Genomic DNA, 12,856 nt, shown 5'->3' on the forward strand with positions numbered 1-12,856 from the left:
TCTTTCAAGAACGAGATTGAAGAGATGAAACCGTTTCACGAACGGTTTGTAAATCGATTTGCAGTTGTTGTTTCAAGGCGGACGCATCGGCGAACTTAATCACGCCCCGAACTTGACTCACCAAAGTCAGCGACAACGACTTTCCATAAAGATCGCCATCATAGTCGAGCAGGTGAGCTTCGATCTTTGTCTCCTGGTGATCGTTGAACGTTGGGTTCGGGCCAATGTGAACTGCCGTGGGATGATTGGTCGGGCCTTCACATCCTTCCCCACATGTCAGAGCCGCATAAACACCGTGCTCGGGAAGCAACGTCTTCACACCGCCCAAATTCGCGGTGGGAAATCCCAACGTGCGGCCGCGCTGTTCACCGGTCGTCACCACTCCGGTCAAACGATAACGGCTGCCGAGCATTTGGTTCGCCAAAACGATATCGCCTGATGCGATCGCTTCCCGGATGCGTGAACTGCTGACCATGCGTTCGTCGCGAACCGATGGAACCACAATCTCGACGTCAATCTGACGCTCCGCAGCCAACTCTTTCAAGCGCGTTGTGTTGCCGGCTCGATCGCGGCCAAAGAAGAAATTTGGGCCTTCGATGATGGCCTTGGCTGACAACTGTTCCACGATCAAACGCTGAAAGAACTCTTCAGCGGTTTGATTCAAAAAATCGCGAGTGGCCTCGCAAACCAGCAAATGATCGATCCCGGAACTGGACATCAGCTCAGCTCGACGAGCCAGGCTGGTCAAACTAGGAGGCGCCCCGTGCGGCCGCAGCACCGACGCCGGGTGCGGGTCCATCACGATCGCGATTGCTTTGCCGCCAACCCGCTGAGCGTGCCACCGGACACGTTCGAGCAAAGCACGGTGTCCCAAATGAACCCCGTCAAAGTTGCCGATACTGACCGCGCCACCCTGAAGCGATTGATGCAGGTCGGAGTCGCCCGCAAGGTCGCTCAAGTGGATCAGGGAAGTCATTCAAACGGAGCAGGGCTGGGGAGAGACAAAAGGAAACGGGCTGATTTTGCTCAGTATGCCTGATTCACCTCGATTTCGTCAGATCCCATGGTGGTGGGCAATCTTTGATTCAGTGGCTTCCGTTCGCGGGCTGAGTCATCTCATCCGCGACCGAGGCCAACGCCTCCAATGCGTGCAGCGAAGTCATGCCCGCATGACTGAATCGGGCTGCCGCCTCATCACCACAGCGACCATGAATCCATACCCCCAACCTCGCCGCATCGGGACCGCTCAAGCCTTGCCCGAGCAACGACGTCACGATGCCGGTCAGCACGTCACCACAGCCCGCCGTGGCCATTCCTGGATTGCCCGTCGTGTTCTGCCAAACCTGCTTGGCTCCGTTCCCACTTTGATACGCGACGTGTGACGGTCCACCTTTCACAACGATGGTCAAACCCAACCGACACGCTAACTCGGCAGCGGCTTCCACTTGAGCGTCGACATCTTTCGCGGGTGCTCCGGTCAAACGCTGCAACTCACCAGGGTGAGGCGTCAACACGCAAGCGGCATCGTCTTCGCCCCTTTCGAACCGACCGTCCGAAAACCAATTGTTTTGAGCGATGATGTTCAACGCGTCCGCATCCAGAACCAATGGCAAATCCTTTTTCGTGAGCAGCCCCTCCACGATCGTTGCACCACCTGATCCCGTGGTCATTCCAGGTCCACAACCAATGGCTGCTTGGGCTGATAGTCGATCCTCCAGCGATTGCCACGCAGAATCGGCGAGCTTCTCGCCGTCATCTCGCAGCCCAATTGTCATCAGCGCCGGATGGAAACCGGCGACACAATCCAAAATGCAATCGGGAACCGCTGCCGCCACCAAGCCTGATCCAGTGTGCAACGCCGCGATCGATGACAATGCGATCGATCCCGCCATACCACGAGAGCCGCCGATCAACAGAACGCGACCAAAATTGCCTTTGTGAGCCGACGATTCGCGATGCGGAATCCGCAGCGGCGGCGGGCTGGTAGACTGTGTCTCAATGGATGGCATTTCAAGCTCGCAGGTTGATTGATTGTCGCACTGGCAGTGACCGCGAAGTCGGTTTACCGAACGTTCCTCACGTCACGATCAACGTATCAATCAAAGCAGATAAAATGCAAACGGCGCGCAAATTTCGCGACGCTAAACTGGATCCAGATTCATGAGTCGCGTGGCTTCACGAACCACTCAACTCAACGTTTGTCTCGTCGCAACTTTCGTTTGTTATGCAGCCCACTCCGCTCCGTCGAATTCTGCTCGGCTTGGGCGTGTTTTCGCTGATTTGTGCGATCGCGATCGTCGCTTATATCCAAATGGGATGGTCCGCTAGCGACGCAATCTACATGGTTGTGATCACGATCTTTGGTGTCGGCTATGGCGAAGTCAAACCCGTCGATACACCGGCACTGAGAACGCTGACGATCGCGATCATCGTGTTGGGTTATGGAGCTGCGATTTACACCGTCGGTGGATTCATTCAATTTTTAGTCGATGGCGAACTACAGAGCCTGTTGAGGAATCGAAAAATGAGCCAAGGCATTGCCAAACTTCGCGCACACACGATCGTTTGTGGATATGGACGAATGGGAGTCCGCGTGGCCGAAGAACTTCAGGAGCTTGGGCAACCGTTTGTGGTGATCGATGAAAACACGGCACGAGTCGAGGAAGCTCAACAGGCGGGAATGCTGGCCATGGTCGGCAACGCCACCGACGAAGACGTTCTACTGGCGGCCGGAATCCAACACGCTCGCGGCTTAGCAACATTGCTGCCCGACGATGCCGCCAACGCTTTCATCTGTGTCACGGCGAGAGACCTGGCCGAAAAAGTCGAAATCGTTTCGCGAGCCGAAAACCATTCCGCTCAAAAGAAACTGATTCGCTGCGGCGCCAACCACGTCGTGATGGCAGCAACCATCGGCGCAATGCGAGTCACTCAGTTGCTTGTTCGCCCCACCGCGTCCGCTGTTTTGGAATCCTATGGCCTGTCGCATGGGATCAGCGAAGAGCTTTCCGCGATCGGATTGAACTTGGAAGAACTGCGACTAACCCGAAGCTCCCCACTGGTTGGCAAACCGCTTGCCGATATTCAAGTTCGCGGCAATCGAGGTTTTCTCATTGTCGGTGTGAAGCGTGGCGAGGATCCAATCCAGATGAATCCCAGCGGCAACTTGATTTTGGAAGCCAACGACATCGTCATTGTGGTCGGTCACCAAAACGACATCGCCGAGTTGTGCTTGGCCCACAAAGTCCAACGACAAGAGATTCTCTATCGTGGCGTCAAAGGCTGATCGCGAACCGCCATCAGGCTTCTTCTGACGAAGCCGCCTCTGTTTTCGCATTGGCAATTCCGCTGGCGATCAAACCAGCGAAGTAGCCGCCTTTGAATCCCGCATCGATGTTGACCACCGCAACATTCGCGGCACACGACGTCAGCATGCCCATCAATGGGGTCAGGCCGGCAAAATTGGCTCCGTAACCGGTGCTGGCGGGAACGGCGATCACGGGAGTGGCCACGTGTCCGGCCAACGCCGCCGGCAGAGCGCCTTCCATTCCTGCGACCACCACAATGGCGGCGGCCGCTCGCAATCGAGGAACCGCGGCCAACAAACGTTGAGGCCCGGCGACTCCGATGTCGTCGATGCGTTCGCAAGCGACCCCCATCCAGGACAAGGTCTCAGCGGCTTCTTCCGCCACGTGAGCATCGGTGCTGCCCGCAGTGACGACGGCAACATGAGTGGAGTGGCCTTCGATACCGATTGGGTCCAAATTTTCATCCCCGCAGCCAATTCTCAGCGTGCGGGCGGAGGGGTTGTACCGAGTGTTATCGAAAACTCGCCGCAACTGAGCCGCCGCGGTCGCGTCGATTCGCGTGATCAAACACCCTTGGCCGACAGCGACCTGAGTTTGCACGATCTGGGTCATCAGATCGGTCGATTTCCCCTCACCGTAGATCACTTCGCCAAATCCACAGCGGGTAAGACGCCCCAAATCGACCGTTGCACCGGGAATCGTTTGCATGTCCGTACCCGCCCCGATCGAGCTGGCCTGGATAGATTCCGCCGCGGCTTCCACGTCGGTTTGCCCCGAAGCGAGGTCCTGCAGAATCTGCAGCAGGGCTGGGGAGGGGGGTTGATTGGAGGGTTGGTTCATAGCGTTCTGCTTGACTTTCCGGCCAGGATCCTTCTGACCGTCCTTGCGTGTTTCGCACCGGACAACTTAAATGCGAGGCCTTCAAACATAGCCGATTCCCCCGCATTTGGATGCAGATCTGAGATGAAAAGTTGTGTGCTGGCCTATTCCGGTGGTCTCGATACGTCCGTCATTCTGGGCTGGCTCCAGGACCAAGGCTACGAAGTTCACTGCGTCTACGTGGACCTTGGGCAGCCTTGTGAGGATCGCGATGCCATCATGGAGAAGGCTCGTACCTGCGGGGCCAAGTCCTCTCGTTTGGTGGACGTTCGTGAAGAACTCTGCCGCGATTTTGCTTTCCCCGTGTTGGCGTGGCAAGCCAAGTACGAACAAATCTATCTGCTGGGAACCTCGATTGCTCGCCCGTTGATCAGCAAGGTTTGCCTGGAAGTCGCTCGCGAAGTCGGTGCAACCGCCTACGCTCACGGAGCAACCGGCAAGGGCAACGACCAATGCCGTTTCCAATTGGCTGCCGAAGCTCTTGATCCCAACATCGAAATGATCGCTCCTTGGCGAATCAAATCTTTCCGCGACGCTTTCCCAGGCCGAACGGAATTGATCGAGTACTGCGACGTGAAGCGAATTCCAGTCAAAGCCTCGACTGCGAAGCCATACAGCAGCGATGAAAACGTCCTGCACATTTCCTACGAAGCAGGCAAGCTCGAAGAACTCGACGTCAACGGCGTGGAGCTGGTCGAATTCGGAATGGGCGTGTCACCACAAGACGCTCCCGACAAACCAGAAGAAGTCACGATCGGCTTTGAGTCCGGTGTGCCCAAGACGTTGAACGGAAAAGCCGTCAACGCTTTGGAAATGGTCGAACAACTCAACGACATCGCTGGACGCAACGGTGTCGGTCGCATCGACATGGTGGAAAATCGTTTCGTCGGCATGAAGAGCCGTGGTGTCTACGAGTCGCCCGGCATGACCGTGTTGTACGACGCGTTGATGTACATCGAGCAACTCACCATGGACCGCGACCTGATGCACCTTCGCGACCGCATGGCTCCCGAAGTCGCTGAATTGGTTTACTACGGTTTCTGGTACACGCCCAAGATGGACGCACTGATGTCGTTCATCGAAACGGCTCAACGTCCCGTCACCGGCGAAGTCACGTTGCAACTCTACAAAGGCAACATCATGGTGTCTTCGCGAACCAGCCCGAACAGCTTGTACGACGAAGAAATCGCGACCATGGAAGGCGGCGGCTCGTACAACCAAGACGACGCCGAAGGCTTCCTGCGAATCCAAGGCTTGCCTTCGCGAGTCCAAGGCCGCGTGTCACCACGCAAGTTCTGATTCGCATCGACGATTCACAAGGCAACAACTCGAGTCGTTGCCAATTCAACATCACGGCGAGGTTCAAACCTCGCCGTTTTTTTATGGACGCGTGCCAGCTCTCAAACGCTCGTCTCAAGGTTGAGTGGACGCCCATTCGTCCAGCACATCGTCCGATAGGGGCTCACCTCCCGACGGAGTGATCAACGCTTGGACGGTCAACGGTGGCGTTGTATCCGGCAAAAAGTACCCGCTGCCTTCCACCGTCGCGACACAGACGCCACCATCGGTTGCTCCCCCGAGTCCCTTTCCCGAAGGCGGGTTGATGAGGCCGCCGATCGACCCAACATCCAAGTCATAGGGCTCCATCCACGATTCGGTCATGCTGTTCATCTGGCCCTCGGCCAGCAGGATCGTCTTCGTCGCGCCATCGGTCACCTGCCGAGGTCCCAACGGTCCGGTACTAGGGAATAACGTCCCGGCACCAGTCACCAAGTGATAGACCGTGCCCGTGCCCCAACTGTTGCTCTCCGGATGCCGATAGACCGACGGCGTTTGGCTGTAGAGAAGCATTTGGTTTTCGCCCTCATTCCAGGGAACATCCTTGTCGATCTGGTTGTACAAACCGTCCTCACCCAGATACGGCAGAATGGTCACCCGCCACGAGTGCAGCTTCCGCCCTGCGGCATCCACCGTGTACGGGGCAGGGTAGACGCCATGATCGGCAGCGTACGCATTCAGTGCCGTCGCGATCGTCTCCAGGTTTTTGATGCTGCTTAAACGCTGGCGGCCCGTGCGTATTTTCTTGGCCGTCCGGCTGCCAACCTGGATCGCCGCGATCAAACCGGCTCCGACCAGCAGCAACGCCAATCCGGCCGCGACAAACCAAATCGCCGATTTGTTGCGTTTGCCAGGCCGATTTCCCATCCGCCGCGAGCCAGCGAACTCGGGCATCGTGATTTCGCGACCGCATACGACACAGTCGCCCGTGCGACCGCTGTATTCATCTTCCACCTCGGTTTGCGATTGGCAGTGTGGGCAAGTGAACAGAAACGTCATACGATCCTTTCCATCAAATCAGTGATGCACCGCGTGTGCGTCCAGCCACCAATTTAGCCCATCTCGTCACGACCTGGATCACGAACCGGCCCATGAAAATTGTTTTGCAACGCAGCCGACAAGCCAGCGTTTCTGTGGATGGCAAAATCGTTGGTCAGATCGAGCGAGGATTGGTGGCTTTGATTGGCATCGGTCACGAAGACACGGAAGCAACCGCGTCCGCCTTGGCCGACAAGACCGCTGGACTTCGGATCTTTGCGGACGAAAACGGCAAGATGAATCGCAATGTAATCGATGCCGGTGGTGACGTGCTCGCGATCAGCCAGTTCACGTTGTTGGCCGATTGCCGGAAAGGACGCCGGCCCGCGTTCACTGACGCCGCGCCACCGGATCGTGCGAACGAGCTTTACGAGCACTATGTCAGTGAACTTCGCAAAACGGGATTGTCGGTCCCATGCGGAATCTTCGCCGCTGACATGGCGGTGTCGCTGACAAACGATGGTCCGGTCACAATCATCTTGGAACTGTGACGCACGTTTAGAGGTGAGAGGCGATTATCGCTGGGGCAGGGCAGGGGGCCAATTCGGTCGAGCAACTCTTTGCCCCATTCCCGGCTGAAGCGCGCCGGGCTGCGTCGCGCCAGGTTGAACCTGTGACGGCAAACCAAAGTTGGAAGGCGACTCCTGCGGTGATGTCACTCGCGGTTGCCACTGTGGCGGCTCACGAGATTCCCACGGTGCGAACAACGACGGATTGGTGTAGTCCGGATTGATCTCATCCTGGCTGGGAACCGCATAGCGATCGCGATCCATTCGCACACGCTGGCGAAGCCGGTCCAAAATTTCGTGATCGCCCCAGGCCAAATACGTGAACAGCCCGAGCTGACCCCAAACGAAGATGTTGGCCAGCGGACTGCTGCCAAAGAATTTCAACGCCGTGCCAAACGATTTCTTCACTCGCATCGAGCCACGGCTGAAATCCAAGGACCAAATCTCATCCAAGATCAAATGGGTCAAGAAACCAACCAGCACAGCGCAGGATTTGTAGACCCGAACCGCTTCGCTGGCGCATGGCATCGCCATGTATGCGATCAGTCCCGCGACCAGCGCCGCGGGGATGCTGTGCCACATGCCTCGGTGAACCGTGAACTTGCGGAATCCCTCCACGGCAACAAATCGAATCGCGATGTAAACGATCATCGCCGCCAGCGCCATCGCTTCGTGTGACAGCCCCAAGTCTCGCCAACGATCGATCATCAGCATCGGTACGACCGCCGCCAAAAACAGACTCGTTTCGCGAAGCGGCACGCCAGAATCGCTGTCCAAATCCGGCAACATCCCCGAAACGCTGCACAGCCCACCGGCCAGCAGCGCACTCTCCATCGACATGCCTTGGTCGAACACGCCCCAATATCCATAGGCGCATCCGACAACGGTGCTCGTCGAGATATGGGTTTTGAAGCCAGCCAATGAAACGCGAACGGGAAGGAGGCGACGGGCGGGGAAGGGCGGTCCGACAAAATTTTCCCGAGACACCAACCGCCAAACCACAAAGGCCCCAAACTACGAGGGCGGAGCAGGGCGGTCGCGCACCGAGAACCATTGGCGTTACCAAATTCAGGCCCCCGCCCGCCACCGGAAATTTTTGATCCGCCAATCGAGCCCCTGCCCCAGACGAGGCCCCATCGCCGGATGCCCGCCACCGGCTCCCCAAAAAAATTGCTGTTCGCCCTGCCCCTTCCATTTTGCTACAAGCGTCAAAACGGTCCGAATCCGTTGCAGCGGTGAAATTGCGCTCATGCAGACTTACGACATTCTGATGACGGTCATCCTGGTCGGCGCAACCTTGTTGGGCGCGATTCGCGGATTTGCATGGCAACTCGCCTCGATCGCTTCCATCGTTGTCAGCTATTGCGTCGCGTACCACTATCGCGAACCATTCAGTCAGAACATTCATGCTGCGCCGCCTTGGAATCAATTCCTGGCAATGTTCATCCTGTTCGTCGGGACGTCGTTCGTCATCTGGGTCGCGCTGCGAATGGTCAGCGGAATGATCGACCGAATGCGACTGAAAGAATTCGACCGCCAGATCGGAGCTCTGTTTGGACTCGCCAAAGGAGCACTCTTGTGCACGATCATCACGCTCTTCGCGGTCACACTTTTTGGTGAAAGAACTCAGCGAGCGATCGTCGCCAGCGAAAGCGGCCGCCTGATCGCTCGTGTCCTCGCCGAGTCCAATTCGATCATGCCACCAGAACTGGACAGCGTCGTTCGCCCGTATCTGGATCAGTTCAGCGACGAAGAACTGGGCGAGCCATCGGGCTCGGAAGGATCCTGGCTCTCGCAATCTCAGGTCGCACCGAACGCAAATCCAAATTGGTCGCATTCGAACGTTCAACCGGCGAACAATTTCGCGCCGCAAAACGGCTTTGAACAAGCCCAAAATGCCGCGCGATCACAGCCGCCATTTAGTGGCTTTGGCGGAAGCCCAACACCGACGTCCAACCCGGATTTCAACTCCGCCGCGGGCTCACAACAGCAGGCTCCGACATGGCGTCAATCCGCGACGCCGCAGTGGCAAACGCCGCGTCGCTGACCGCCCGCTGATCTTCCGCTTGGCGACGACCGAGCGTCAGTGAAACGATCGCGATCTCGGATTCGCGAAGACGGCGAACGATCGGGGCGGGGCATCCTTCAGATTGCCAGCACCCAGCGATCCCGAGCGTCACGAAACCAAAGCCCAGACGCAGAAAACGCCTGAAACACGTGTTTTACGCACCTCGAATACAACATAAGGGGCATTATCGGACGTTGCGGGGCGGTCGAAATCCGCCCTGATTCGCCGTGCGAGTCCCATTTGCATCCGACCGTCCCAGCCAACATCCGGTCACCGAGATGTTCTCTCGGCGACCGAAACTTCCACTCGTGTCGGCCTCAGCTTTCTTCCAAGAAGACTCCGAGCCGGCGGAATTTTTCGTAGCGTTGCTCGAGCATTTGATCGACCGGCATCTCTTCCAATTCAGACAGCTGCCGCGACAGATAAGTCTTCATCCGAGTCGCCATTTGATGGTGGTCACGATGAGCGCCACCGAGCGGTTCTTCGAGGACATCATCGACGACACCGAGACGCAACAAATGGTCGCTCGTGAACCGAAGAGCGGCGGCCGCTTTGGGCGCGTGTTCGTGACTCTTCCACAGAATGCCGGCACAGCCTTCCGGGCTGATGACGCTGTAGTAAGCGTGCTGCAAAACCGCGACTCGATCGCCGACACCGATCCCGAGAGCACCACCAGACCCGCCTTCGCCAATCACGACGCAGATGACCGGCGTTTTCAGATCACTCATCATGAACATGCTTTCGGCGATCACTTGCGCCTGCCCACGTTCCTCGGCACCGATCCCTGGATACGCTCCCGGCGTGTCAATGAAACAAATGACCGGCAAGCGATATTTCTCGGCCATTTTCATTTTCACCATGGCCTTGCGATAACCTTCCGGATGAGCGCAACCAAAGTGACAAGCCGCACGTTCCTTGTAGGTCCTACCTTTTTGGTGACCGATCACCATGACCTTGAATCGATCCAGTTTCGCGAAGCCCGACAGCATCGCGCGGTCGTCGCCAAAGTGCTTGTCACCGTGCAATTCGACAAATTCGTCAAACGCTAAGTTGAGGTAATCACGCGTGTAAGGACGGTTTTTATGACGAGCCACTTGGACCGTTTGCCAAGGGTCCAACGATGAGTACGTCTCTTTCAGTTTGGCAACACGCGCCAAACGCAACGATCGAATCGCTGAGTCAATTTCTTCACTGCGATCAGTGTTCCGTTCCAGCGAAGCGATTTGCTCCTCCAGATCCGCGATCTCATTTTCGAATTCTAATCCGGGTCCGGCCATCGCTTAATTTTCCTCTTCTTCGTCGCTGGTAGGTTCGGGGCGTTTAATCATGTCCTCAGGCGACTTCATGGAGGTGTCATCATCAAAGATGGTCACTTCCGGTCGACGAGGACGTTTCCGCCAAACTTCGATGTTGCGGAAGACTTTTAAGAATTCCCAAACCGATGGCGGCCGAGCGTCGGGCGACTTCGCCATCATGCTTTTGACCAAGTCCGCAAAATCCTTGGTCACGTTGTCGTTGTGGACGATTGGACTTGGGATCGATGCCGACAAGTGTTTCGACAGCAGATCGTTGGGAGTCTGTCCGGTGTATGGTGGCTTGCCTGTGCAGGCTTCGAACAGCACGCAACCGAACGAATAAATGTCACTGCGTTCGTCGCAAAGCTTCCCGCGAATTTGCTCGGGAGCCATGTAACTGCGTGTGCCCTGGATGTTCTTTGCCTTGTAGAACATCTTGCTCAAACCGGTTCGCTTCGGTTCGGTGATTGTGAAGTCAATCAGCTTGGTCTCACCGGTATGAGAAACCAGATAATTGTCTGGTTTGATATCGCGGTGGATCCAATTCTTCGTGTGCATGTAGTAGAGGCCCTCGGCAGCTTGCTCGACGATTTTGTCGAGCATGTAGGCCAGCGATTCCGGGCCCTTGCGAAGCGCCTGCTTCATGTTCATTTCACTGAACAATTCCAACACCAAAAACGGGCGGCCGTTTTCGACACGGTGATCGATCATCTTGATGATCCGAGGGCTGTTAAGCGTTTTGCCAACGTTGTACTCGTGTTTGAGCGATGCCAGCTCAGCTTTATCGTTCGACATCGACTGCCGCAAAATCTTCAGCGCATATCGCTTTTGATCCCCTTCATCAATCGCTTCCCAAACTTCGGCGGTCGATCCAATACGGATCAGACGAGCAAGTCGGTAAGGACCTAGAAAGTCGCGTGATTTAGACATCGAGCGGCTGGGGCTTTGTCGGAAACGGGACGATCGAGTTGAACGATCAAAACGATTTTGTGGCCTCGCATGATAGTCCAACCGCCCCCACAGCCGAAAGACGTGTGCCCGGCCCCGTAAATCGCCTGGCGGGAGGCGGGATACCGCCATGGGAAACGGCGTCTCAACTCGCCACTACCCTGCCCTCCTATCGGTTCACCAACCCAGCGTCCAATGCGGGACCGCTCGAGGCAAAGCCCCACTCAGTGGGTAGAGATCAGATCCGCATACAGCTCGCGGATCCGTCGAGTCATCGTTTCGTGCCGGAACAGGTCGGTGAATCGAGATCGCCCTTCCTGGCCCATTCGCTGGCGAAGCTCTTGATCGCCAACCAAACGGATCATTCGGTCCGCCAAATCAGCGACCTGCCCTGCCCCAACCAAATACCCCGTTTGGTCATCGATCACGACTTCTCGAGCTCCATCGATGTCATAGCTGATCGCCGGCCGCCCAGCGATCAATGCCTGAGGCAACGCTCGAGCCAGTCCTTCTCGGTAGGACGCGTGAACCAGGATGTCCATCGCACCAATCATGGCAGGAACCTCTGTCGGAGGAACCAAGCCGGTGAAGATGAAGTGTTCCTTCAATCCCAGCGACTCGATTTGCTGTTCCAGCTCTGCTCTCAGGATCCCATCTCCGACCAACAGAAACCGAACGTTGGGATGCCGATCCGCAACCAACTTGGCTGCAGGAACCAAGTCAGCGTGACCTTTCAAATGAAACAGTCGAGCAATCTTGCCCACCACAACATGCTCGTCTCGCAGACCGTATCTTTGTCGAACAGCCTCGCGGTGATCCACCGCATGAACGAATGGATCGACATTCATTCCGCTGTGAATCGTCACAAACTTTTCGCGAGGTGCGACGCCCGCATCCACCATCAGATCCGTCATCGCGTCGGCAACGGAAATCAGCTTGTGGCAACGCGAAGCGGCCCATCGTTCACAACGGACAAAGAAGTCATGAGCCATCTTGTATTGGTACTTATGAAACGGCGCACCGTGAACCGTGTGGACGACAACGGGACGTTTGCCAGTGGAGGTTCGCTTCAGCCCCCATCCCACATGCCGGCCTAGCAGCCCACCTTTTGCACTGTGCGTGTGAACGACATCCGGATCAAAGTCCAGCAGAGTCCGCCGCAGATCACGCGAGGCATTCCAGTCATGAACCGGATGAATTGCCCGACGCAGCGAATCAATCAATTCAATTGGCAGTCCGTCCAGATCGAACCGCCCTGCCCTGCCCTTCGCTTCGTTCGCCGAATCATCAATGTCATCCTCGTTGGTGCGAACACGTTTGGAGAGCAAGTCTCCTTCCGGTCCAACAGCGGGCCCGGTAACGAGCAAGACCTCGTCCCCATGAAGGTGAACGAGGTCCTGGCAGTTGTGCAGCGTGTTTTCTTGCGCACCGCCAATGATCATTCGGGTGATCACATGGGCGATACGCATGAAA

12 protein-coding genes are annotated in these 12,856 nt (G+C 56.7%); 4 read left to right on the top strand and 8 right to left on the bottom strand.

From position 1 onward, the window contains the following. Positions 1-4: 4 nt before the first annotated feature. Complete coding sequence (locus tag RE6C_RS17395; protein WP_008658592.1) at positions 5-976, bottom strand: bifunctional riboflavin kinase/FAD synthetase; 972 nt, start codon at positions 974-976, stop codon at positions 5-7. A 109-nt stretch (positions 977-1,085) separates the two neighbouring features. Next, complete coding sequence (locus RE6C_RS17400) at positions 1,086-2,009, bottom strand: NAD(P)H-hydrate dehydratase (RefSeq protein WP_008658595.1); 924 nt, start codon at positions 2,007-2,009, stop codon at positions 1,086-1,088. Positions 2,010-2,224: 215 nt separating this feature from the next. On the opposite strand from RE6C_RS17400, the gene RE6C_RS17405 reads away from it, so the two are divergent. Continuing rightward, positions 2,225-3,286 (top strand): potassium channel family protein, encoded by a 1,062-nt coding sequence (locus RE6C_RS17405; protein ID WP_008658598.1) that lies wholly within the window; start codon positions 2,225-2,227, stop codon positions 3,284-3,286. A gap of 13 nt (positions 3,287-3,299) precedes the next feature. Here RE6C_RS17405 and larB read toward each other — a convergent pair whose 3' ends face one another. After that, complete coding sequence (gene larB, locus RE6C_RS17410; protein ID WP_236618297.1) at positions 3,300-4,148, bottom strand: nickel pincer cofactor biosynthesis protein LarB; 849 nt, start codon at positions 4,146-4,148, stop codon at positions 3,300-3,302. Positions 4,149-4,271: 123 nt separating this feature from the next. Between larB and RE6C_RS17415 the strand changes: the two genes are divergently transcribed. Then, positions 4,272-5,486, top strand: coding sequence for an argininosuccinate synthase (locus tag RE6C_RS17415; protein WP_008658600.1), 1,215 nt, complete (start codon positions 4,272-4,274; stop codon positions 5,484-5,486). Positions 5,487-5,600: 114 nt separating this feature from the next. Here RE6C_RS17415 and RE6C_RS17420 read toward each other — a convergent pair whose 3' ends face one another. Then, positions 5,601-6,524, bottom strand: coding sequence for a DUF1559 family PulG-like putative transporter (locus tag RE6C_RS17420; protein ID WP_008658601.1), 924 nt, complete (start codon positions 6,522-6,524; stop codon positions 5,601-5,603). 92 nt (positions 6,525-6,616) lie between these two features. Here RE6C_RS17420 and dtd point away from each other — a divergent pair, with 92 nt between their 5' ends. Then, positions 6,617-7,054: a D-aminoacyl-tRNA deacylase gene (dtd, locus tag RE6C_RS17425; RefSeq protein ID WP_039962395.1), complete on the top strand. Its 438-nt coding sequence runs from the start codon at positions 6,617-6,619 to the stop codon at positions 7,052-7,054. A gap of 24 nt (positions 7,055-7,078) precedes the next feature. Here the strand turns inward: dtd and RE6C_RS17430 are convergent, their stop codons facing one another. Beyond that, positions 7,079-7,927, bottom strand: a complete 849-nt coding sequence (locus RE6C_RS17430; protein WP_236618298.1) for a metal-dependent hydrolase — start codon at positions 7,925-7,927, stop codon at positions 7,079-7,081. A 394-nt stretch (positions 7,928-8,321) separates the two neighbouring features. On the opposite strand from RE6C_RS17430, the gene RE6C_RS17435 reads away from it, so the two are divergent. Next, entirely contained in the window at positions 8,322-9,119 is a 798-nt protein-coding gene (locus RE6C_RS17435) for a CvpA family protein (RefSeq protein WP_008658607.1), read from the top strand. Between the two features lie 338 nt (positions 9,120-9,457). Here RE6C_RS17435 and RE6C_RS17440 read toward each other — a convergent pair whose 3' ends face one another. The 3 genes from RE6C_RS17440 to RE6C_RS17450 all read right to left on the bottom strand — a co-directional run bounded on the left by RE6C_RS17440 (position 9,458) and on the right by RE6C_RS17450 (position 12,852). Continuing rightward, positions 9,458-10,417, bottom strand: a complete 960-nt coding sequence (locus RE6C_RS17440) for an acetyl-CoA carboxylase carboxyltransferase subunit alpha (protein WP_007326483.1) — start codon at positions 10,415-10,417, stop codon at positions 9,458-9,460. 3 nt (positions 10,418-10,420) lie between these two features. Continuing rightward, positions 10,421-11,365, bottom strand: a complete 945-nt coding sequence (locus RE6C_RS17445; RefSeq protein WP_008658616.1) for a serine/threonine-protein kinase — start codon at positions 11,363-11,365, stop codon at positions 10,421-10,423. 242 nt (positions 11,366-11,607) lie between these two features. Beyond that, positions 11,608-12,852, bottom strand: coding sequence for a glycosyltransferase family 4 protein (locus tag RE6C_RS17450; RefSeq protein ID WP_039962383.1), 1,245 nt, complete (start codon positions 12,850-12,852; stop codon positions 11,608-11,610). Between the last annotated feature and the right edge of the window lie 4 nt (positions 12,853-12,856).

The organism is Rhodopirellula europaea 6C (genome assembly GCF_000338295.1).
Taxonomy (GTDB): Bacteria; Planctomycetota; Planctomycetia; order Pirellulales; family Pirellulaceae; genus Rhodopirellula; species Rhodopirellula europaea.

Bases quoted from the DNA above. Each gene is read 5' to 3' on its own strand.
- RE6C_RS17395 (WP_008658592.1), bottom strand. From the start codon at position 976: ATGACTTCCCTGATCCACTTGAGCGACCTTGCGGGCGACTCCGACCTG.
- RE6C_RS17400 (WP_008658595.1), bottom strand. From the start codon at position 2,009: ATGCCATCCATTGAGACACAGTCTACCAGCCCGCCGCCGCTGCGGATT.
- RE6C_RS17405 (WP_008658598.1), top strand. From the start codon at position 2,225: ATGCAGCCCACTCCGCTCCGTCGAATTCTGCTCGGCTTGGGCGTGTTT.
- larB (WP_236618297.1), bottom strand. From the start codon at position 4,148: ATGAACCAACCCTCCAATCAACCCCCCTCCCCAGCCCTGCTGCAGATT.
- RE6C_RS17415 (WP_008658600.1), top strand. From the start codon at position 4,272: ATGAAAAGTTGTGTGCTGGCCTATTCCGGTGGTCTCGATACGTCCGTC.
- RE6C_RS17420 (WP_008658601.1), bottom strand. From the start codon at position 6,524: ATGACGTTTCTGTTCACTTGCCCACACTGCCAATCGCAAACCGAGGTG.
- dtd (WP_039962395.1), top strand. From the start codon at position 6,617: ATGAAAATTGTTTTGCAACGCAGCCGACAAGCCAGCGTTTCTGTGGAT.
- RE6C_RS17435 (WP_008658607.1), top strand. From the start codon at position 8,322: ATGCAGACTTACGACATTCTGATGACGGTCATCCTGGTCGGCGCAACC.
- RE6C_RS17440 (WP_007326483.1), bottom strand. From the start codon at position 10,417: ATGGCCGGACCCGGATTAGAATTCGAAAATGAGATCGCGGATCTGGAG.
- RE6C_RS17445 (WP_008658616.1), bottom strand. From the start codon at position 11,365: ATGTCTAAATCACGCGACTTTCTAGGTCCTTACCGACTTGCTCGTCTG.
- RE6C_RS17450 (WP_039962383.1), bottom strand. From the start codon at position 12,852: ATGCGTATCGCCCATGTGATCACCCGAATGATCATTGGCGGTGCGCAA.